This is a genomic window from Lewinella sp. JB7, assembly GCF_024297185.1.
Lineage (GTDB): Bacteria > Bacteroidota > Bacteroidia > Chitinophagales > Saprospiraceae > Neolewinella.
This window is the reverse complement of the sequence record NZ_JANCTD010000006.1, coordinates 73,165-95,518: the sequence shown is the minus strand read 5'-3', so window position 1 is coordinate 95,518 and position 22,354 is coordinate 73,165. Positions and strand designations below refer to the sequence as shown.

The window sequence follows — 22,354 nt, the reverse complement described above, 5'->3', positions numbered from 1 at the left end:
CCGTGCCTTTTTCATCACTTCGAAACCGTGATATTACGGTAGGGGGGATCGCTGTACACCCGTCCGTCCGGGCCATCGAGATAGGCCCGCAGGGCGTAGGTTTTACCCGCCCGCAGTTTATCCGCGGGTATGCGTACGGTAAACTCCCCGCGTTCCGGATGTCGGGCGGTCGCGGGCACTTCGGTTTCTTCCACGTTGAGGTAGGAGACATCGCTCAGGGCAATGCCCGCCGCCGTCCGGCCCGCGATCACGACTCCTTCGACGGTCACCGAGACTACCCAGTCGCCCGTGTCGTCGCCGTGAATTTCCGTTACGGCCAGGCGCATTGCCGCGTCGCGCTCGATGACGGTCGCGACGTTGGGAAAGTAGTTCGATTCACCGGCCGCATTGTATGCCCTCACCGTATAGAAATAAAGGCGACCCGGCACGCGGGAATCGTCGACGTAGGTCGTGTCGGAGATCCCTTCGGCCAAGGCTTGGTAGCGGTAGGGTTGCTCACCCCGGTACACCCGAAAGCGGGCGCTATCGCTCTGACTGATCCAGGACAAACGCACCTTACCCTCCGCCGTTTCGGTTGCTGAAATGTTGCGGGCGGGCAGCGGCAGGTCGCGGTTGGGGGTAAGAGTCACCGGTTCGGATGCCGCGCCGTCGCCCCAGCCGTTGTAGGCGGTGACCGTGACCCGGTAGGAATGGCCGTACTGCCCCTCATCGACCCGGTAGCCGAAGGCCCGGCCGGCATCGAAGGTTTCGGATTTACCGGTCGTCAGGTCGGTCACGTCGAGTCGGTAACCGTTCGCGTCGGGCACGCTCCGCCACTGTACGGTGAGGGTGGTGTCGCGGGTCGCGGTCTGGAAAAAGGCGGGGCGCCCGGGCCGTTGCTGACGGACGGATACGGGCGGACTCGCGGGAGCCGGGCCGTACCCGTTCAGCGCAGTCACCGTGAACCGGTAGTCCTCTCCCGCCCGTAACTCCTTCAGGGTATAGGTCGTAGTCGGAGCGGCGACGTCCACGGTACGCCCGGCATCCCCGGCCACGCCGTACGTGATCCGGTAACCGGTGGCTTCTTCTACCGGTGCCCAGTCCAGGGTGACGGATTCCCGCCCGTTTTCGAGGCGGTACACCCGCGTGGGCGGGGGAGGGCTTGCCCGCTGGTTGGGCCACGACAGCAACATGACGCTATTGGGCAGTAGCTGGAGGGTGGATACGGCGACTTCATCATCGAGCAGCGGAAAATCCTCCGCCTGCTTATCGGTGGTGGTGAAGTACTGACGACGAACCGTGCCGGGCAGGGGGCGGCCGTCGATCCGGAGATCGAGGGGGCGGAGTTCGTCGGACCGGTTGGTAACCAACAGGAAATCGCGGTCCCCCATGCCGCGTAACGCGCGCGCGTAGGCACCCGTAAGGATGGTGCCCGCTTGACCCGGTACGGAGGGCACGTTGTCGAGCCGGACATCCCAAGTATGGTTGCTGCGGTTGGTGGCTTCGTGGACCAGGCGGAGCGCCTTTCCCCGGGGGTGCAGGCGCACGCCCGTACGCAGGGAGTCCGTTTCGATCTTGCGTCCGGCTTCCCAGGCGGCAAGCAGCTCGGCCTTGCGGTCGTTAATGGGTTGGGCACGGCTGCTGATCTCATGACTGCCGATGTACCACGCATTCGGGTGGCCGAGTTGCCGCAGCGTGTATTCGGCCAGGTAGATCCCCGACTGAACCTCGCTGAGTCCCCGGTTCCAGACCCCGAACTCCGTAATGAGCAGAGGAATATCGGGTTGGGTGTAATCCTCGATTTCCCGCATGGCCTCGGGGGAAGTTACCCGGAGCACGGCGGTATTTGCACGCTCGTAAGCCGCGGTGAAATCTTCGGTCTTGCCTACGTGGGGTGCGTAAGAGTGTTTCGAGAAGACGTTCCAGTAGGCACCGTGCTCCCGTTGGTAGCGGTTGATCTCCTTGGCGAAGTCCCAGATGCCGTCCCAGGTAAAGTTCAGGGCGATTTGCGCGTCCGGAAATATCTCCCGGATAGCGTCAGCGTGCGGTTTCATCTTGCGGGCGTAATCGTAGCCGTCGTTCCACCAGTACCGATCACGGGCGGGTACGTAGAAGTAGGGTTCGTTGCAGAACTGCCATCCGACCACCTCGATGTGGTGATTTTTACAGAAGCGGGCGAGCTCCCGGGTCACTTCCGGACTTTCGGTGAAGCCATTAACCGTTACCACCAATTTCGCCCCGTGCTCGCCCAGCAGGTCGTTGAGATCGGAAATTAAGTGAGGCCCCTTCATGGCCGTGAACGCATAACCCGTGAAGTACTGCTTCTGGTGATCCATCATCAGCGCGTAGTCCTTGTCGTACAGTCCCGTAGCGGCGCTGAAGGCATCTCCCATCGTGCCACTGAAGTAGCGAAGCCAACCGGGTTGGGTCTGGCGGAATGCTTCCCGGAAATCAGGATGGGTGTAGCTCCAGACCTTGTCCGCGATCCGTACGTTAAAACCGCTGCTGCCGCGCTCCAGGGGGTGGCCTTCCCGGGTCTGAATGTCGGCCGTGACTGTGCCCAGCTGACGGATGGCTTCCCGTTCGTAGTCGGCGTCGTAGTGGGGATTCGGCTGATCCGGTACGGGCGCGGCGGTGCGTGCTCTCCAGTCGCGCATTTGGGCGAGCAGCCGGCTGGTCACTTCGGGGTGCCGCTCGCTCAAATTCCGGGATTCACCCGGGTCGCTTTCCAGATCGTAAAGTTCCACGCCCCCGTCCTCAAAGTACTCGTGCAGCTTCCATTTTCCCTGCCGCAGGGTAGTACCCGGCCGGGTCCTAAAGAGGGGGTCGCGGCTCTCCGCGCCGGTTTTTTGGTACAATTCCAGGTAGATCGGAAAGTGCCAGTACAGCGGGCGCTCGGCCAACGCTTCCCCGTGCAACAGTAGGCTGCTGAGGTCGGCGCCGTCGAGTGGATGGCGGGGCGTGGGCGATCCGGTCAGGGATGCGAGGGTGGGGTAGAAGTCGAGGTTGGTTACCGGAGTGGAATCCCGGCGCGGAGCGATCTTTCCCGGCCACCGAACCAAAAGGGGTACGCGGGTGCCCCCTTCGTAGTAGGCGCCCTTCCCCGCCCGCAGGGGTGCCTGGTCGCTGATCTTGTCGACCCCCCCGTTATCGGAAGTGAACACCAGGATGGTGTTATCGGCCAGGTCGAGCCGGTCCAGTTCGGCGAGGAGGCGACCGATATTGCGGTCCATCAACTCGACCATGGCGGCGTAGGTCGCCTGCTGCTTATTCGCAATGTCGGGCCGCCGCAGGTAGCGGGCCACCGTCGTATCGGGCGCCTGGAGGGGGCTGTGGACCGTGTAGAAGGGGAGGTACAGAAAGAAGGGATCTTCATTCCCTTCCCCCATGAACGTGATGGCCTCGTCGGTGAGCCGATCGGGGAGGTATTCTCCCACGGGACCGTCCGTAATGTGGGGAATGTTGTAGGGGCTAAAGTAAGTTCCCTTCGGATTACCCGTCGCGCCTCCCCCCACATTGCGGTCGAAACCCTGGAACATAGGGTCCGCGCCGAGGTGCCACTTTCCGAAGGTGCCGGTGCGGTAACCGTTGCGCTGCAGGTAAGTCGACAGCAGTTCCAGGGAATCTGCCGGTACATCCTTGTTCACGATGGGTATGAGGCGGCGGGTCCGGACGTCGCCCCGGTCGGAGGGGCTTACCGTATGCACCCCATGGTAGGAGGCGTAGCGTCCGGTAAACATTCCCGCCCGACTCGGTGCGCAGTTGGCCGCACTGGCGTAAGCATCGGTAAACAGGATGCTCTGCGCACTCAGGCGATCGAGATTAGGGGTGTGGTAGCGGGTACTTCCCATAAATCCCGTATCCATCCATCCGAGGTCATCGGCTACAATCAGTACAATATTGGGCCGGTCGGCGTCTGGCGTGGCCGTCGGGGTAGCGGTGCGGGTGGCGCAGGTCGCGAGCAGTAACAGGACGAAGAGTAGACAGCAGGCGCGAATAACGGAAAACATAGGGGAGGGTTAAATCAGCGGAAGCGAGGATGAGCGACCAGTGCGGGACTGTAGTGAAATGCCCCGGAAGGAATAAGGGCCGGAGCACCGTCGGGGACCGTCCAGCGGAGAGCAAACACCGGCTTAGTGCCCGTAGCGGGGATGTAGCGCACCGTGATGGGGTGTAGTCCGGCCGCCAGCCACACCCGCGCGGAGTTCGGGGTCGGCCGGAGCGGCGGCTCGTTGCGCAACAGATGGATATCATGTAGCCGTACGTAGGCCGCGCCGTCGGCGGTCAGTTCGAAGGTGTACGCTCCGTCGCGGGGTATCCGGAGGAAGGCCGTCCATTCGTACCCCCTACCGGTAGGAAGACCGGTGGCTCCAGTCAGGGCCGGACCGTCGTGCTCCACCATAACCTCCGGCCCGTAGTCGGGTCGCTCCGGTATCCAGGTGCCGTTGATCTCGAAATTCCGGCGTACCACCCCCGGCCGTAATTCATTGGGTTCGGAGACCGCCGGAACCAGCAGGGTGTCGTAGGGGCGTACGGCGGAGGTATCGGCCATTCGGGCGCGGCGGCTGATCTCTCGCATGCGTCGCTCCAGGTCGGGCATACGGGAAGCGAGGTTAGTCGACTCGGACCGATCGTTCACCAAGTCGTAGATCTCGAAGGGGGCATCCCCGCGCTGGATATCAAAGCGGACGCCCTTATACCGACCGATGCGTACGGCCTGCATCTCGCCGCGCCGGCGATCCCGGGTGGGGGCGGGGAAATCGGCGTAGGGGGGCGTCTTGCCCGGATGGAAGTACTCCCAGTACAGGTACTCGCGGGACAGGGTGCTCGAGTCTCCCGTCAGGAGCGGGGCCAGTGAGACGCCGTCGGAAAAGGCCGGCACGGGAACCCGAGCCAGCTCGGCGAAGGTCGCCAGCCAGTCCCAGTTGCCTACGGGTTCGGCCGAAGCGGTTCCGGCCGCGATCCGTCCCGGCCAGCGCGCGATGGTCGGTACCCGGATGCCGCCTTCGTACATATCGCGCTTGATGCCGGTGAAGGGGCCGTAGGACCGGAACCACGTAGGATCCTGCCCGTTGACGTTGTGGGGTCCGTTGTCGGAACTGAAGACGACGATGGTATTATCGTCAATTTCCAGGTCCACCAGCAACTGCAGCAGATCGCCTACGGCCGTATCGATGCGACGCACCATACTGGCGAATACCTTCTCCGCCGGGGGCCAGTCCCGGTCGCGGTAGTCGGGGTGAACATAACTGTCGATCGTTCCCCGCGCGGTATTGACGTGGGGCGTTTCGGGATCATCCGGACCGGTGTACACCAGGCCCCCGTCCAGGCCGTAGCCTTCCGGGTAGGGGCCGGGGGGCAACTGCAACTTACTGTGGGGGGTATCGTACGCCAGATACATGAACAGGGGCTGCTCCGGCCGCGCCCGCTGCTGCTCGATGAGGTAAGCCTTCGCCCGGGCGGTGAAGAGATCGGTGGTGTAGGTTTTCTCGGTGCCCCGCAACACGGGTTCGTAGCCGTCCACTACCAGCGATTGTTTTTCCGTCGTACCGTTACGCGGGTAGTGTTCGTGGCCGTCAATGTGGTGCAGGAAGCCGTAAAAGTCCGTGAAACCGCGGCGCAGGGGATGACCGGCCAGCGCCGAGCCCCGCTTACTGGCCAGTCCGTACTTGCCCACGTGGACGGTCCGGTAACCCGCGCCCGCGAGTAGGGAGGCTACGTTCAGTCCGGCGGGAAGTTCCTTGTCGAACTGGTTGTTACGTACCGGGGAATGTCCCTGGTGCAATCCGAGCAGGAAGGAGGCGCGGGAAGGAGCGCAGACCGGTCCGCTGACGTAGTGATCCGTCAGCAGCATGCCGGAGGCGGCCATGCGATCGAGGTGGGGGGTGTCGAACCGGCGATCGCCGCCGTAGGCCACCGGGGAGTTAGAGAAGGCTCCGACGTCGCCGTACCCGAGATCGTCGGTAAGAATAAAAATGATGTTGGGCCGGCTGAGTTGTGCCAGTAGGTGACCAGCCGGAACGAGCGTCAGTAAAAGGAGGAGCCGGAAGAGGCGAAGCGTCATGGACCGTAGCGGGGATAAAGGTGAAAGGCACCGGGGTACGACTCCATCGTCGAACCTCGGTGCGTACCATCACAATCACATAGAAACAACACGGAAGTGTTGGGCCAGGAGCGTCCCACCGGGCACGCACCGTGACTGCTTCAAGTATAAGCAGGCTGACGGCCCCGCGCCAAGCCGGCGCGGCTCGTTGAACCCAGGCTATACCCTGATTGAGAGATATGCATCCGTTCGCGCTACCCGTTGGGTCCGGCTCCTCGGGAAAAAACGTTGCACCCGCGGCCCCGCCACCCCCCGGCACGCTCTACCGGACGACGAAATCGGTGAACTCCCCCTCCTCCTCCGTCGACACGTATTTGCCCATCTGGTCATCGGCATTGATCCATAACCAGCCCTTTTCGAACTCGGTGTACATTTTGGAGGGAACGCCCGACTGGGGGAAATAATAATCGCGGGTCTCCTCGGAATCGATGATCCAGACGAAGCTGTATTCGCCTTCCCGGTCGCCCCGGATGCTCTTCAGGAATATAATCTTGGAGTCGGGCAAGGCATCGGACTGGGTAGGTGCCCAGACGTCGCGGATGAACCGCTCGAATTCGTCCCTATCCACGTCGGGTTTGAGCGCGATGTGGTGAAAACCGAAGATGGTGCCGGGTTGCAGCCAGTCTTCCGTAACCTGCTTACCGGTTTCGAGGATCACGTAGTCGGCGTCCAGTTCGCTGGAATTGCCGTCATCGTCCAGCGACCGGGCGTCGGTACTGGGGGATACCGTCAGGCGCAGGTCCATATGCTCGTGACGGCCCCGTTCGCCCTCCAGGTGGTAGGTGCGGGCGTTAGCCTGCTGCATGTCTTCGGTAACCGGATCGGCGTCGCCCGGTAAGAACTGTAAACTCAGCTGGGCGCCCTCCCGCAGCAGGATTTTCGGTGCTTCGTTCTCCGTGGACCCGTCCATGTCGCCCTGCGCGAGTACCTGGGAGGATAGGGGCGTCCAGCAGAGAAGGGCAAGCAGGAATAACCAACCGAAAGATGTGCGCGTATTCATGATCGTGGGTTTAAGTACGGAAGTAGTGCCGGTGGGAAACCGGTGGCCTTCCTAATGTAAGGGGAAATCCGGTAGCGTACAAGGTGGACCCCGCGGGGCGAGTAGACATTTGCCTCCTTCGCGCGTTGACTTAGGCGTAACCTTTTCCCGATGCCTGCTACCCACCTGACCACCGACGAAGTCCAACAGTACTTTCCCCAATTCAGCGAGCCCGAATTGCAGCACGCCATTGCCGACGAAGGGAATCTTTACCGGTTCGCCGAGGGTGATATGATGATGGATTACGGGGGGTATATCCGGATGTTGCCCCTCATCATCTCCGGGACGATTAAGATCAGCCGCCTGGCCGACGACGGCAGCGAGCTATTTTTGTACTACCTCACCCGCGGGGAGAGTTGTACGATGACCTTTTCCTGCTGTATGTCCGATAAACGCAGTGAGATCCGGGCCGTGGCGGAGGAAGAAACGACCATTCTGGCCCTGCCGACCCGGAAACTCGACGAGTGGTTAATGCGGTTCAAGAGCTGGAAAAATTTTGTGATGCAATCGTACGACCGACGGATGGGCGAACTCATCACGACCATCGACCAGGTCACCTTTCACCAGCTGGATCAGCGGCTGCTCGACTACCTCGGTCGCCGGGCCGCCGTGGCGGAAGACCGCACGATCCGCACCACCCACCAGACAATCGCCGACGACCTGAACGTAAGCCGCGAGGCCGTTTCCCGGCTGCTCAAGGCCTTCGAGCGCCGGGGTACGATCCGGCTGGGCCGCAACAGCATCACGATCGATGCCGGGAAATAGGCCGAATGTGATCTACATCACCGTATAGCCGTCAGTGGATTCCGACCTTTGCCGTACAACACTCAGCCGCGCTGCACTTGCCTTGCGTGACGCCTTAGTGTTCTCTCATTCTGTATTTGATTCAGATGCCGCGTGTGGATGATTATCCGGCGCGGCGTCGCTCAATGTATACCCTATGCTTCACCTCATTTCCGGTGCCTGGCACTGGTCTATCAGCGGACTCGTGATCGCCCTGGTCATGTTCCTGTTGCTCTACGCGGGCAAGGAATTCGGCGTATCCTCCAACCTGCGGACCTTCTGTACCATCGCCGGTGCCGGAGAGCGCCACAAGTTCTTCGCCATCGACTGGCGTGCCCAACAGTGGAACATCGTCTTCGTGGCGGGCGCGGTGATCGGGGGCTTCATCGCCTACTTTCTGCTCCCGAATCCGGAGCCGGTCACCGTTTCTCCCGAGACCGTCGACTACCTACAGACCATCGGAATCGGCGCGCCCGGGAGCACGCCCGGATTTTCCTCCTACGTACCCGCCGAATTGTTCACCCTTGACGAGCTCTTCACCCTGCGCGGGTTCCTGATGGCCGTCGGCGGTGGCTTCCTGATCGGCTTCGGCAGTCGGTGGGCCGGCGGCTGTACCAGCGGACACGCCATCAGCGGCCTGGCCAACCTCCAGCTGCCCTCCCTCATCGCCGTCGTGGGATTCTTCATCGGCGGACTGCTTATGAGCTGGATCCTCCTCCCCTTCATCATTCAACTCTAAGCCATGCGCTACCTCACCTACCTCCTCATCGGCATCCTTTTCGGGATCGTCATGACCAAATCCGAGGCCGTTTCCTGGTTCCGCATACAGGAGATGTTCCGCTTCGAAAGCTTCCACATGTACGGCATCATCGGTACGGCCGTGGTCGTGGGGGCCGTGGGCGTCTTCCTGGCGAAGCGCCTGGGCTGGAAAACGGTTGACGGCGCGGAGTGGAGCTTGCAACCCAAGGCCTTCAGCGTGCCCCGTTACCTCTACGGCGGCATCATTTTCGGATTGGGTTGGGCCCTTACGGGAGCTTGCCCCGGTCCCATGTTCACCCTGCTTGGGCAGGGCATCTGGATGATCCTCGTGGTCATCATCAGCGCCACCCTGGGTACGTATACCTACGGCGTGTTGCGCGACCGCTTACCCCACTAGCATTCCATTTGGCGGGGACGCGGGAGCCAATGAATCCCGCAAGCAAGCAAACTTGCTACCGCACCTGAAATAAACTATAAATGAAGATCAAGCAATTTTTTGACGACGGATTAGCCCACGCCTCCTACCTGATCACCGCGGGGAAGGAAGCGGTCGTGATCGATCCGGCGCGGGACCCTCAGCCCTACTACGACCACCTCGAGGAAACCGGTGCCCGACTGGTAGCCATTCTCGAAACCCACCCCCACGCCGACTTCGTCTCCGCCCACCTGGAGATGCACCATACGACGGGCGCACCCATCCTGGTCTCCGGCAAGGTCGGTGCGGCCTACCCCCACCGGAGCTTCGACGGGGGAGACACCTTCTCGCTTGGCGAGCTCACCCTGACGGCCCTCGATACCCCCGGCCACTCCCCCGACAGTATTTCCATCCTGCTGACGGACGGCGACGGTAAGCAGCGGGCGGTCTTTACCGGTGATACCCTGTTCGTCGGCGACGTCGGGCGTCCCGACCTGCGGGAATCCGGTGGCGAAGCCGACAGTAAGAAGGAACGCCTCGCCCGGGCCATGTACCATAGTCTGCGCGACCGGCTGATGCCCCTCGACGATGACGTGATCGTGTACCCGGCCCACGGCGCCGGCAGTCTCTGCGGCAAGGGCATGAGCGACGAACGGAGCAGTACCATCGGTAAGGAGCGCCGGGAGAACCCGGCCCTGCAGTCGATGTCCGAAGATGCGTTCGTCGACTGGCTCCTGGCCGATCAACCCTTCATACCGAAATACTTTCCCTACGACGTGGACCTCAACAAGCGGGGAGCTCCCGCGCTGAAGTCCAGCACCGAGGGTGTCCGTCGGGAAACCTACGGCTACGAACCCGAGGATCGGGAAGCGGTCATCGTCGACACCCGTGCGGAGGCCGTGTTCAAGCTCGGACACCTGGCCGGCGCGATCAACATTCAGGAGGGCGGCAAATTCGAAACCTGGCTGGGTTCCCTGGTCGCTCCCGAGACGCCGTTCTACCTGGTGGCCAAGGACGAGGAAACCCGCGAAACGGTGATTCGGAAGGCGGCGAAAATCGGCTACGAAACCTTCATCGCTGCGGCATTTCTCCAACGGGAGACTTCGGCCGGGACGACCATGCCGGCCCTCGATATGGATCGCTTTCGCGCCAAGCCGCAGGAATTTACCATCGTCGACATCCGCAACGCCAGCGAGGTGGAGGAGGGTAAGTTTTTTTCCTCCGCCATCAACATCCCCCTGCCCGAGCTTTCCGCCCGCGCCGGCGAGATCCCAACGGACAAGCCCATCGTGGTGCACTGCGCCGGGGGGTACCGATCGGCGGCCGGGTCCAGCATCGTTGCCGCTGAGCTGGGGGAGCGGGCCGAGGTCTTTGACCTCAGTGATGCCGTGAACGATTTCAAATAGCGGAATGGCTCTTCCCCCCCCGCTAGCCGTTGGACGGTGTGACACCGTCCAACGGCTATAGCGGTCCGACGGCTATAGCCGTCCGACGGCCGGGGCAGCCCCAACCAATGCCCGTGATGCACCGATCCATGCGCTTCTTTTTGCCTTCCTGGGTAGTTGAATACCGGCGCGACTGGTTGGGCGGCGACGTATCGGCCGGGCTGACCGTAGGCGTGATGCTGATCCCCCAGGGAATGGCGTACGCCATGCTGGCCGGCCTGCCGCCGGTACATGGTCTGTACGCCGCCACCTTGCCGATCCTGGCGTACGCGCTGCTGGGTACCTCCCGACAGCTGGCGGTAGGACCGGTGGCGATGGACTCGTTGCTGACGGCAGCCACCTTAGGGGCCCTGGCCGTCGTGGGTTCCGAAAATTACCTGGCGCTGGCTGCCCTATTGGCCCTGTTGGTAGGGATCGTGCAGCTGCTCGCCGGTGTACTCCGCTTCGGATTCGTAGTCGATTTGCTGTCGCGTCCCATCATTAGCGGATTTACGTCCGCGGCGGCCATTATTATTGGTATGAGTCAGTTGAAGCACCTGCTCGGCATCGACACCGGAAACAGCGCGTACGTGCACGAACTGCTACTGGCTACCCTGCGGGAGGTGGACAACATCAACTGGCTGGCCGTCGGGGTGGGCGGACTGGGGATTGCCCTGATCATCGCCGCCAAGCGTATCGATCCGCGCATTCCCGGTCCCCTACTGGCGGTCATGGCCGGCATTCTCCTGACCTGGGGTTTAGGACTCACGGATTACGGACTCCGGATCGTGGGAGGCATCCCCGGAGGGTTGCCACCGCTTGCCCTGCCCGCGCTCGGTTGGGAGGAGGTGCGTCAATTAATTCCTGCCGCCCTCACCATCTCCCTGGTGGGCTTTATGGAAAGTATTGCCGTGGCGAAGGCGGTCCGCAACCGGCACGCGGACTACGAACTGGATGCAAACCGGGAGATGCTTGGACTGGGGGCGGCCAACGTCGCGGTCGCCGTGGTGCGCGGGTACCCGGTCACCGGAGGGTTTTCCCGGACCGCCGTCAACGATCAGAGCGGGGCGAAGAGCGGGCTGGCGGGCATCATCAGCGCGGGCGTCATCGTCCTCACCCTGCTGTTCCTTACTCCGCTCTTCTACTACCTGCCGAATGCCATCCTTGCCGCAATCATTCTGGTGGCCGTAGCCAAACTCATCAATCCCGGTGAAGCGAAGCGACTGTGGCGGGTGGACCGGGCCGACTTCTGGATGCTGGTGGTCACCTTCTTCGCTACCCTGATAGTCGGTATTCAGCTGGGGATCGGCATCGGGGTCGTTCTCTCCGTGGGCGTGCACCTGTACCGGAGCATGCGGCCCCACCTGGCGGTGCTCGGTCGCATACCCGGCACGGATAACTTTCGTAATGTAGCCCGCTTTCCTCACCTTCAGCGGGTGCCCGGTACGCTGATCGTTCGCTTCGACGGGCCGCTGTACTTCGCTAACCTAACGTATTTCCAGCAACAACTCCGTCAGCGCATCGAAGAAGAACCCGGTCTCGACGCCGTGGTCATCAACGCGGAAGGTATCGGTAGTCTGGACAGCAGCGCGCTTTACGAACTCGAGCAATTCGTCGCCGAGCAACGGGACCGGGGGGTCAAGGTCCGCTTTGCCGGAGTGATCGGTCCGGTCCGCGACCGGCTCAAGCGGGCCGGGCTTACCGAGACGATCGGGCAGGAAAATTTCTTCGTCGACGTAGCCTCCGCGGTTGCCGCTAACCGACCCACCGACTACGCGCTGCAGTCGAACGAATAAGGGGAGGTGTGTGATCGGGGTTACAAACTTCCTGCCGCCCGGACCCGACCTTTGCTTAGTGAACCACTACCTCGAACTCGCCCGGTCCGCATACGTCGAATACGCCGATTATCTCTGGCGGGACATCGCCAATCCCCGGTGGTCGTCGTACTTCTATGTGCTCATCTTCGTATCCGTGGTCTTCTTCCTGCTGGAGGTGGTTAGGCCGTGGCGCAAACAACAGGCGATCCTGCGCAAGGACTTCTTTCTCGACCTGTTCTATATGTTCTTCAATTTCTTCCTGTTCTCGCTGCTCGTCTACAACGCGGCATCCATGGTCGTGGTAGAGTCAATCAACGACGGGATACGGACCATTACCGGAGGATTCGACTTACAGGCGAGTAACCCCCTGCAGCACTGGCCGCTGTGGGCCGTACTGCTCACGGGCTTTGTTGTCCGCGACTTTATTCAGTGGTGGATTCACCGCCTCCTGCACCGGGTCGACTTCCTCTGGAAATTCCATCAGGTGCACCATTCCGTCCGGGAGATGGGGTTTGCCGCCCATTTACGGTTTCACTGGATGGAGATCGTAGTGTACCGGAGCATCGAGTACCTGCCCCTCGCCCTGTTGGGAATCGGGCTGTACGACTTCTTTATCATCCACCTGTTCGGCCTGGCCTGGGGGCACTACAATCACGCGAATTTCCGCCTGCCCCACTGGGTGAGCGGAGGTATTGTCGGGGCGCTCACCGGACTAGCCATCGGCAGCGGAAGTTTTGACATCGACCTGCTGGCCCGCACGGGGCCGTGGACGACCATTGCCGGCGGCGCGCTCGGTTTCGCCACCGGGGCCGCGGTGCTGCGCCCCCTGATGCCCTACCTGTTCAATAGTCCCGAGATGCATTTATGGCACCACGCCAGGCATCTCCCCGAAGACCGCCGCTACGGGGCCAATTTCGGGCTTACGCTTTCCGTCTGGGACTACCTATTCGGAACCGACTACGTACCGGAAAAGAGCGGAACCATCGCGCTGGGATTTCCGGGGGTGGAATCTTTTCCCAGCGGGTTCATTCAGCAGGAATTGGTCGGCTTCGCTTCGAACGACCGGAAAGGGAATGCCGGTTCCGGCGATCGTTCCGCCGCGGCTTCTATTAGTGATCGCAGCTCCCGCGTTCCCGCCACGTCGAGCGAAAATAGTTGAGTGTCATACCATATATATATCCGTTCTAAACAGATTCGGCAGACTTGAACCCCCTCCGGCGCGGTCCTAATTTGGGGGACAAATGACCGGATATGGACGTCGAGATACTCGCCAGACTACAGTTCGCCTTCACTATTGCCTTTCACTACATCTATCCGCCGCTGAGCATCGGACTCGGTCTGCTGATGGTGATCATGGAGGGCCTATACCTCAGAACGGGGCAGAAGGTGTACGAGACGATGTGCCGCTTCTGGACCCGCATCTTCGCCCTGACCTTCGGCATCGGGGTGGCAACCGGCATCGTGATGGAATTCGAGTTCGGCACCAACTGGGCTACCTACTCCCGCTACGTCGGCGACATCTTCGGCAGCGCCCTGGCTGCCGAGGGCATCTTCGCCTTCGCGCTGGAGAGCGGGTTTCTGGGCGTACTGCTCTTCGGGTGGAACCGGGTGAGTTCGCGGGTGCACTTCATCGCTACGGTAGGCGTGTTCCTGGGGTCGATGTTCTCGGCCATCTGGATCACGGTGGCCAACAGCTGGCAGCAGACGCCGGCCGGCTACCAAATCGTGGGGGAGGGAATGGACGCGCGGGCCGAGATCGTCGACTTCTGGGCCATGGTGTTCAACCCGAGCAGCGTCGACCGGCTCACCCACGTGTGGATCGGCGCCTTCCTGGCCGGTGCCTTTCTGGTGCTGAGCGTGCACGCTTACTACCTGCTGCGCGGTCGCTACGTCGAGCTTTCCCGCAAGGCCTTCAAAATCGCCCTCGTGGTGGCGACGGTCTTTAGCCTGAGTCAGCTATTCACCGGTCACCGCAGCGCGGAGTACGTGGCCGAGCACCAGCCCGCCAAACTCGCGGCCATGGAGGGGCACTTCAGCGCCTCCGCCCCCGCCGATCTGTACCTGTTGGGGTGGGTGGACAAGGAAAATCAAACCACCACCGGCATCGGGATACCCGGCGGGCTGGGCTTCCTACTGGAGCAGGACTTCGCCGCGCCGGTCACCGGTCTCAACGCCTTTGCCGAGGAAGACCGGCCGGGGCAGGTTAACGCCGTCTTCCAGTTTTACCACCTCATGGTCGCCATCGGCATGGTCCTGATCGGGCTTACCCTGCTGGCCGTCTTCTACTGGTGGCGGGGCCGGCTGTTCGAGCAACGATGGCTACTGTGGGCCTTCGTCTGGGCCGTGGTGCTGCCGCAGATGGCCAATCAGTTCGGCTGGTACACCGCGGAAATGGGGCGGCAACCCTGGGTGGTGTACGGCCTGCTGCGTACCTCTGATGCGCTGTCCAGCGTCGTCACGGCCAACCAGGTCCTCTTCTCCCTAATCGGCTTCACCATTATTTACGCCATCCTGCTGGTACTCTTCATCTACCTGCTCAACAAGAAGATCAAGCACGGGCCCTATGACGAAAGCGACATCGACGACCGGCCGCTCCAGGAAAATATCGCCAAAGTTGCCGGCGGACAGCTCTAAATCACCCCACCGATGAAGTTGCTTTACCTACTCCCGCTTGCCTTCATATTAACCGCATGCGGGGAATCCGACGCCGCCCCCGGTTATTCTTCCCTGCTGGGCATCGATTATCCCACGCTCTGGTTTCTAGTCGTTGGGGCCGTTTTTACCGGCTACGGTATTCTGGACGGCTTCGATCTGGGGGCAGGGGCCTGGCACCTGTTCTTCCGTAAGGAGGAGAGTCGCCGGATCGCGCTCAACGCCGTCGGACCGGTGTGGGACGGCAACGAAGTCTGGCTCGTGATCGGCGGCGGCACCCTGTTTGCCGGCTTTCCGGTGGTGTACGGCACACTGTTTTCGGCTATGTACGTGCCGCTGATGTTGTTCCTCTTCGCGCTGATCTTCCGGGCCATCAGCATCGAGTTTCGCGGCAAGGAACCGATGCAGTGGTGGCGAAATATGTGGGACGTATCGTACAGCGTCTCCAGCGCCCTGCTGGCCTTTCTGCTCGGGGTGGTGCTCGGCAACGTGCTGCTGGGCATGCCGCTCGACGATCGGCTGGAGTTCTCCGGCGACTGGCTGAATTTCATCAATCCCTTCGCCATCCTGGTCGGCCTGACCGCCCTGGCGCTGTTCATGATGCACGGCGCGATCTACCTGACCATGAAGACCGAGGGGCGGCTCTTTGCCAAGGTGAATAAGCTGCTGCAGAAGTCGATCATCGCCTTCGTTCTGCTCTTCGCGGTCCTGACGCTCTACGTGCTGCTCTACATCCCCCACTTGTCGGACGGGCTAAAGGAAAATCCGCTGCTCCTTGGCGTACCGATCCTGGCCATTCTCGCCATCGCCAACATCCCCCGGTTGGTGAGCAAACGCAAGTACCTGCCGGCCTTCATTTTTAGTGCGATCACGGTGGGCCTGCTGCTCATCACGGCCGCCATGGAGCTGTACCCGGTCATCATCCTCGACAGCAGCGGATCGGGTAACGACATCACCGTATACAATGGCGTAGCCTCCAACAAGTCGCTCGGCATCATGCTCACCTTCGTCGCCATCGGCGGTCCAATGGCCATCGGCTATACAGCCTTCGTATACAAAACCTTCTGGGGCAAAGTGCGCCTGGACGAGCACTCCTACTAGGGCGGCGGCGCGCAGGAGCAATCGGTTTTCAAACAGCAACGCCACCAGAAACCATTTCCTTTTTTCATGCGTTTAATGAAAAAAGGAAACGAAATGGCCATTCCGCCACCCTCCGACGACCAGATTTTCATTACACCCGCGAGTATCCGGAAGCGGTACGGAGACTTTAATCCGAATCTATTTAAGTCCTGGCAGGATAAAAACCTGGTGAGAAAGCTGCGGAATGGGCTGTATATGAACAATGCGTTCCAAATAAAATCGCGGGTTGATAAGTACGCGATCGCTAATCGGCTGTACGAACCGTCTTACGTTTCTCTGCATAGTGCGCTGGACTACTACGACCTCATTCCGGAGCACGTATTCGAAGTGATTTCGGTATCCACCAAAAAAACGAAGGAGGTGTCGATCGGTGACACCCGCTACCGATACCATACCATTAAGCCCGAGCTATATTTTGGATACGAGAACGTACCCTGGCGGGGCAGTCAGTATAGCATAGCGTACCCCGAAAAGGCGCTACTGGACCTTGCATATCTCGAGCCCCTGTTTTCCGACCGCGACTGGATCGAGGAAATGCGCTTTGATGAATGGGGAATACGGGAATTAAACTACGATCGCCTGATGCTTTTTGCCCACGTAATGGATTCCGAGGTAGTGATGCAACGTATTACTTTACTTCTAGAAGTCACGGCCGATGATTGAAATGGAACAAATTCTGCGGTATTATCCGGAATCTTTACACACCGAAAAGGAATTCCTCCTCCGCGAATACCTCCAGCACGAAATACTCGGTATTCTCTTCACCTGCAAGTACGCCCACAAGTACACCTTTCTCGGCGGCACCTGCCTGCGGCTCTGTTACGGCACCGAACGCTTTTCCGAAGACCTCGACTTCGACAACGTGGGGCTCGACCGGGGCGAGTTCGAGGAAACCGCCCGCATGATCAAGCGGCAGATGGAACTGCGCGGCTTCAAGATGGAATTGCGCTACGCCTATAAAGGGGCCTACCACTGCAGCATTAAGTTCCCGGGCCTGCTGTACGACTACAACCTCAGCGGCCACCGGGAAGCCAAATTGCTGATCAAACTCGATACCGAAAAACAGCACTTCGAGTACGAACGCAGCCTCCTGCCCCTAGACCGTTTCGGCATCAGGACCGAAGTACCGGCCGTGCCGCTCGACCTCCTGGGGAGCCAGAAGATTGCCGCCATCCTCGGCCGCAAGCGACCGAAGGGTAGGGATTTTTACGACCTGCGGTGGATCCTGCACCGCAGCGGGCTCAACTACGGCTACCTCGACCTCCGCTTCGGAGTGAGCACCCCGGAGGCCCTGCGCCAATTGGTAGCAGACCGCACCGCCCCCTTCGATTTCGATCTGCTGGCGGCGGACGTACGGCCTTTCCTGTTCCGGGAGGAGGACATCGAAGGGGTGCGGCGGTTTCCGGAGTTCTGGCAGTCCGTACCGCTCTAGCAGGAGCAGACGATCGGTAAAAGATTCGCTGCTTTTCACCCGCTCGTTGCACCCGCGACCCCGCCCGCTTGTTGTACTATCCACCAACTTTTACGACCATGCCCTACTTCCTGTTTTTATTGCTCGTGCTGACCGCCTGCTCGACTTCGGAGGAAGCCGGAGCACTTCTCAGCGATGCGGAATCCGACGACCTGCCCACGACCGTCTTCGGCTACCGGGGCGGCTGGGGTAGCGAAAACTACATTCGCTACCACGCGGGCGATCTGTACCGCAATGCCTACGCGGGCCTCCGCACCAACGAACCCGAAAACCAACTGAACCACACGGACCTGGCCACGGACGAAGGCAACTGGCAGCTGGTCGGTCCGGCCCCCAGTGACGTGGTCGATGCCGTACGTACCCTTCCCCTCACAGCGCTGGAGGAGATCGAACAAACGGAGGACTGCCCGGCCCTGGCGGCCGACGGAAGCTGCCCCTACGTCGGCGTGCTGCGCGGCGGGGAGGGCGGCACCTACCTGGACTGGTTCGGGGACTTCAGCGACCGGCCGGTAGTAGCCCGGTACATGCTGCGCGTCAGCGACCTGGTCGAAAAGTACGGTCAGTAAGCCAGCTTAGGCCCCTCGCCGAGGAGGAAGATGCTGGTCTCCACGATGCTCCGCAGGTTGTAGGCCATATTCTTGTCGGCCCCCGGTTCGGCATCCAACTGTTTGAGCTTCGCGCGAAAATCGGGAAGGAAATCGCGCATCGCCGGACCGGCATACTGCATCTGCTGGAGGGCGGAGAGGGCCCGGTAGGGTTCTTCCCCCAGCGCGTGGGTGCGGAGCAGTTCGGCCGCGGCCCCGGCATCATCGGTATGGCGAACGAGTGCGCCCGCCGCGTAAATGGCGACCGTGAAGTGCTCGTCGTTCAGGGCTGTCCGCAGCCCAGCGACGGCATTCGGAGAGGGCGGCACCCGACCCAGCACGACGGCGGCCCAGTAGCGCACGAGCTGGCGTTTGTCGCCCAGCGCCCGGATAAGTTTCCGTTGCCCCTTGGCCGTCACCGGATCGATCAGGGCAACCTCGAGGGCTTCGCTCAGGGGGTAGTTTTCACGATCCTGACGGAATGTATAGGGCATGGGAAGTTTTGCCAGGGCGACTTCCGGCAGGAAGTGTACGTCGCGCTCCGCCAGAATCTCTTCCCGCACGGCCTCGCGCATTCGTCTGGCCCGATCGGCATAAGCGGGATCATCGATCAGATTATGCCGTTCCCAGGGGTCGGACTGCAGGTCGAACAGGGTCTCGGCGGGCTGGGGGCGGAGGATGCGGGACTGGGGCTCGGAGAGTAAGCCGGCCCGGTCGTCGGCGCGGATCGCCTGTACGATATCCGATACGTCGGCGTACTTCTGGGGCTTCTGGGCCGGGTACTGCGGAAAGAAGTTGCGGGTATAGAGGTAGCGGCCGTCGGTAACTGAGCGGGCCAGATCGGGCGTCTCGTCGAGGCGATTGCGGCCCGCGAAGATGTACTCCGGAGCCGGTTCCCTTGCACCGCCGAGTGCCGCGCGGCCATCCATATATTCGGGAATATCACCGCCGGTCAGGCTGATCAGGGTCGGGCCGAGATCGAGAAAGGTCAGGAGTTCCTGACTTACGGAGCCGGATTTCCAGGGCGACAGGTGGCGGTAGACCTCCGGAAACCAGATCAGGAAGGGTACCCGATAGCCGAGTCCCGAGGCGGTCGCCTTGCCCCCCGGGACGGCCTCCCCGTGATCGGCGTAGACGAAGATGATGGTGCTGTCGGTGAGTCCGTCGGCTTCCAGGCGATCGAGCATTTCCCCGATGCGCAGGTCCATGAGGTTAATGGAGTTATAGACCCGTGCGACGTGCTCCCGCATCTCCGGGGAATCGCGGTATACGGGTAGCATCTCCAGTTCACTGGCGCGGGTACGGAGGGAATCGGGCAGGTGGGCCAGTACGTTCTTCTCGTACCACGGGCGCGGTTGGGTCATCGTGCGCGACTGGTGGCTCTCCGCGAAGTTGAACACACTGAAGAAGGGCTGTCCGGGTGCCCGGTCCCACCAGCCGGCCTTGTTGGAAGACTCATCCCAGGACTCGGCGATGATGGCATCGGCCCGACTGGTGTTGTAGTCCGTTTTAGCGTTGTTGGTGGTGTAGTACCCCCGATCGCGCAAGTAAGCCGGGTAACCCCGGATGAATTCGGGAACCGGGTACGCGCTGCGGTGGTTGCCGGTTCCCAGCTTGTCCGGGCTCATGCCCGTGATCAGAGCGTTGCGGGCGATGGCGCACACCGGTGCCGGGGCGAAGGCCCGGTCGAAGCGGATGCCCTCCGCGGCAAGCCGGTCGATGTTCGGGGTATGCACGTCCGTGTTCCCGTACGCACCGATGAACTGGGGGGAGGTGTCCTCGATGGTGAGCCAGAGCACGTTGGGCCTCTCCGAATTACCCTGCTCCCGCGCGCCGCCGCCGGCAACCTGCGTAAAGGCGGAAAACGAAAACAGCAAAAACAGGGAAGCGAGGAATGTGCGGAGCATGACGGTCGTCGGATTGATCTTTTCGGGAGGGAAAAGATACGCGTCATAATGCTGCGTGGAGGATAATCCTCCCCCAATAGCTTATTCCGGCAGGTCGTTGTACACCCGTGCGTCCGCGGGGCGGTCGAAAAAGTCATCCGCCAGGTCGGAACGGTAGGCGTAGTCGGATACCGTGATGTCGGTGACGGGCTCGCTGATCTGCCCGTCGTTCCACATGTAGGTCGTATAACCGGTGGGGAGGGTGATGCCGTCGACCTTCGTCTTGCCGGTGATCTTCATGATCTTTTCGGGGGTACTGCCGCCCTCGGGGAAGTAACCGGGGTAGCTGACGATGTAGCGCAGGGCGTCGACTTGTCCGGTTTCCGGGTTGAGGTAGAGCACATAGTAGTCGCCGGAAGCGTCGCCGGTACCCTGTTCGTAGGTGACCTTCACGAGGTCGTAGGTGGTGCCGTCCAGTTCCTCGGCGGGGAGCTCCTCGAAGTTGATGCCCTCATCGGCGAGTACGAAGGGCAGGCCGACGAAGTAGTAGGGGGTCAGCGACCAGAAGCGGGGGCTCATGCCTTCCACGCGGTCTCCGTCGGGCGACCACGCATCCTGGCCGTCAAAGCCGTAGCGAACGGTGGTATCGCTGGCCAGTTGGTGCACCGCCCGGCTGTTGACGTAGTCGTTGGTGATGTAGGTATCGCGGGGGTTGCCGTCGTCGAGGGGCCGGTAATTGAAGTGATAGTACAGTGGCCCGTTCCCGTACCAGCTTTCCAGTCCGCCGTGGGCTTCGATCGCGCGCAACACTTTTTGGGCGGGAGCGCTGGAGCCGAGACGTTCGGTGGCTGCTTCAATACGGTCGGCGTAGGGGTCGGTGGGTGCCTCGGTGCTGGAAGTTTGCGTCGGTTCGGCTTCCTGGTTCGATTCGCAGCCGAGCAGTATTAGCAGGAGGGGTAGGAGTAGATACTTCATCATCATGTGTTTCCCCCAATACACCGGAGTCCGCATTTGGTTGGACGGCCATTCCCGCCGAAGCCAGTCGGTGTCCTGTGACGACACCCGCCAACTCTTCGTGGGGAGCAAACCCGGGGAATTACATAAGCAGGTTCATCCGTACCGGCCGCCGCCCCCCCGGTCCGCCAAATTGCCGCACGGAAAATCGGAGTAATTTTCGCGCATGATTGAGTTTCAGCCCCTCCGTACCGGCGACCAATCCCGTCTGATGGATCTGATGCGGCGCATCTACCCGCCCGCCTACGCCCACTTCTGGCCGGACGGCGGAGAGTGGTACGTGGAGCAACAGTACGGCCGGCAGAATTTTCTGCGGGAACTGCGGGAAGCCCACGCCGATTACCGCTTCATTCAGTGGAACGATCAGACGGTCGGTATCCTCCGGCTGGTCCACCAACGTGCCTCCCCCGACCACCCGGGCGTAGCGGCCGCTAAACTGCACCGGCTGTACCTGGCCCGGGAGGTGCAGGGTCAGGGAATTGGTAAACGGGTCATCGCGTGGGCGATCGCGCGGACCCGGGAATCCGGCGAGCGACTCCTCTGGTTGGAGGCGATGACCGGCGCACCCGCCGCCCTGGGCTTTTACGAGCGCGTGGGGTTCACCCGCGCGGCTACGTACACCCTCGACATGCCGCTGATGTACGCCGAACTACGGGGCATGTGCCGGATGGAGCAATGGCTCACCGGTACATAATTCGTACCGCCCGCCAACATTCGCACGGACAACCCGCGTCTTACCGAAAAACCGCCCCTGCCTCATGGACAAACTGATCCTGCTTCTACTGCTTCCCCTGCTGGTCGCCTACGGCTGTGAAAAGGAGAAGGTTGAAATTGCCCCTCCCTGCGCGGTCGACCTCTTCATCGTCGGCAACGTCGGCGGCTGGGGTGGCGGCCATGCCCTGAAGCTGGAAGACGGTAGCCTCTACGTCAGCCGGGAACGGGCGGGCGTGGAACTCGATCCGGAAGCCCTCGTCGGCGGCGAATGGGATGCTTACGGCGATGCCGAGGACCTGCGGGAAATCCAAGCCCTCTACGCGGACCTGCCCGGGGGGCGCTTTCTACCGGAAAACGAGCGGTCGGTCTGCGAAGCTTCCTACGTCGACGGCACCTGTCCCTTCGTGGTATTAGTCGATGAGGACGGGCGGGCCGGCGGCTGGACCTCCGAACCGGGCATCACCGCCGCGCCGGAGGAAGATTACATGGACCGGGTAGCCCGCGTGGTGAACGAAGTCCTGTACGAATAAAAGGTTTCCGGAAGCTTAACAATCGTGGCCAACGGCCGCTGGGC

Annotated in this window: 18 protein-coding genes; 13 read left to right on the top strand and 5 right to left on the bottom strand. The window is 61.5% G+C overall.

What is annotated here, in order from left to right; genetic code table 11:
• Positions 1 to 14 precede the first annotated feature (14 nt).
• The 3 genes from NMA52_RS12065 to NMA52_RS12055 all read right to left on the bottom strand — a co-directional run bounded on the left by NMA52_RS12065 (position 15) and on the right by NMA52_RS12055 (position 7,082).
• A complete protein-coding gene (locus NMA52_RS12065; RefSeq protein ID WP_254827926.1) occupies positions 15 to 3,989 on the bottom strand; it encodes a sulfatase-like hydrolase/transferase in 3,975 nt (1,324 codons plus the stop codon).
• A 14-nt stretch (positions 3,990 to 4,003) separates the two neighbouring features.
• Positions 4,004 to 6,043, bottom strand: a complete 2,040-nt coding sequence (locus NMA52_RS12060; protein WP_254827925.1) for a sulfatase-like hydrolase/transferase — start codon at positions 6,041 to 6,043, stop codon at positions 4,004 to 4,006.
• A gap of 301 nt (positions 6,044 to 6,344) precedes the next feature.
• On the bottom strand, positions 6,345 to 7,082 hold the full coding sequence (locus NMA52_RS12055; RefSeq protein ID WP_254827923.1) for a hypothetical protein: 738 nt from the start codon (positions 7,080 to 7,082) through the stop codon (positions 6,345 to 6,347).
• A 150-nt stretch (positions 7,083 to 7,232) separates the two neighbouring features.
• Here NMA52_RS12055 and NMA52_RS12050 point away from each other — a divergent pair, with 150 nt between their 5' ends.
• The 11 genes from NMA52_RS12050 to NMA52_RS12000 all read left to right on the top strand — a co-directional run bounded on the left by NMA52_RS12050 (position 7,233) and on the right by NMA52_RS12000 (position 18,148).
• Positions 7,233 to 7,886, top strand: coding sequence for a Crp/Fnr family transcriptional regulator (locus NMA52_RS12050; RefSeq protein WP_254827922.1), 654 nt, complete (start codon positions 7,233 to 7,235; stop codon positions 7,884 to 7,886).
• A 175-nt stretch (positions 7,887 to 8,061) separates the two neighbouring features.
• Entirely contained in the window at positions 8,062 to 8,643 is a 582-nt protein-coding gene (locus NMA52_RS12045; RefSeq protein ID WP_254827921.1) for a YeeE/YedE family protein, read from the top strand.
• Between the two features lie 3 nt (positions 8,644 to 8,646).
• Positions 8,647 to 9,060, top strand: a complete 414-nt coding sequence (locus NMA52_RS12040) for a DUF6691 family protein (RefSeq protein ID WP_254827920.1) — start codon at positions 8,647 to 8,649, stop codon at positions 9,058 to 9,060.
• 80 nt (positions 9,061 to 9,140) lie between these two features.
• Complete coding sequence (locus tag NMA52_RS12035; RefSeq protein ID WP_254827919.1) at positions 9,141 to 10,484, top strand: MBL fold metallo-hydrolase; 1,344 nt, start codon at positions 9,141 to 9,143, stop codon at positions 10,482 to 10,484.
• Between the two features lie 116 nt (positions 10,485 to 10,600).
• Entirely contained in the window at positions 10,601 to 12,298 is a 1,698-nt protein-coding gene (locus NMA52_RS12030) for a SulP family inorganic anion transporter (RefSeq protein ID WP_254827918.1), read from the top strand.
• A 58-nt stretch (positions 12,299 to 12,356) separates the two neighbouring features.
• On the top strand, positions 12,357 to 13,478 hold the full coding sequence (locus tag NMA52_RS12025; protein ID WP_254827917.1) for a sterol desaturase family protein: 1,122 nt from the start codon (positions 12,357 to 12,359) through the stop codon (positions 13,476 to 13,478).
• 92 nt (positions 13,479 to 13,570) lie between these two features.
• A complete protein-coding gene (locus tag NMA52_RS12020) occupies positions 13,571 to 14,953 on the top strand; it encodes a cytochrome ubiquinol oxidase subunit I (protein ID WP_254827916.1) in 1,383 nt (460 codons plus the stop codon).
• 12 nt (positions 14,954 to 14,965) lie between these two features.
• Positions 14,966 to 16,072, top strand: coding sequence for a cytochrome d ubiquinol oxidase subunit II (gene cydB, locus NMA52_RS12015; RefSeq protein WP_254827915.1), 1,107 nt, complete (start codon positions 14,966 to 14,968; stop codon positions 16,070 to 16,072).
• 75 nt (positions 16,073 to 16,147) lie between these two features.
• Positions 16,148 to 16,774, top strand: coding sequence for a hypothetical protein (locus NMA52_RS12010; protein ID WP_254827914.1), 627 nt, complete (start codon positions 16,148 to 16,150; stop codon positions 16,772 to 16,774).
• Complete coding sequence (locus NMA52_RS12005) at positions 16,767 to 17,543, top strand: nucleotidyl transferase AbiEii/AbiGii toxin family protein (RefSeq protein WP_254827913.1); 777 nt, start codon at positions 16,767 to 16,769, stop codon at positions 17,541 to 17,543. The genes NMA52_RS12010 and NMA52_RS12005 overlap by 8 nt, the downstream gene beginning before the upstream one ends.
• 98 nt (positions 17,544 to 17,641) lie before the next feature.
• A complete protein-coding gene (locus tag NMA52_RS12000; RefSeq protein ID WP_254827912.1) occupies positions 17,642 to 18,148 on the top strand; it encodes a hypothetical protein in 507 nt (168 codons plus the stop codon).
• Here the strand turns inward: NMA52_RS12000 and NMA52_RS11995 are convergent.
• Positions 18,142 to 20,073, bottom strand: coding sequence for a sulfatase-like hydrolase/transferase (locus tag NMA52_RS11995; protein WP_254827911.1), 1,932 nt, complete (start codon positions 20,071 to 20,073; stop codon positions 18,142 to 18,144). The two genes, NMA52_RS12000 and NMA52_RS11995, sit on opposite strands and share 7 nt — an antisense overlap.
• Before the next feature lie 81 nt (positions 20,074 to 20,154).
• Positions 20,155 to 21,027, bottom strand: coding sequence for a DUF6503 family protein (locus tag NMA52_RS11990; RefSeq protein WP_254827910.1), 873 nt, complete (start codon positions 21,025 to 21,027; stop codon positions 20,155 to 20,157).
• 205 nt (positions 21,028 to 21,232) lie between these two features.
• On the opposite strand from NMA52_RS11990, the gene NMA52_RS11985 reads away from it, so the two are divergent.
• Entirely contained in the window at positions 21,233 to 21,760 is a 528-nt protein-coding gene (locus tag NMA52_RS11985; RefSeq protein ID WP_254827909.1) for a GNAT family N-acetyltransferase, read from the top strand.
• A gap of 64 nt (positions 21,761 to 21,824) precedes the next feature.
• Positions 21,825 to 22,310, top strand: a complete 486-nt coding sequence (locus tag NMA52_RS11980; protein ID WP_254827907.1) for a hypothetical protein — start codon at positions 21,825 to 21,827, stop codon at positions 22,308 to 22,310.
• Positions 22,311 to 22,354 lie beyond the last annotated feature (44 nt).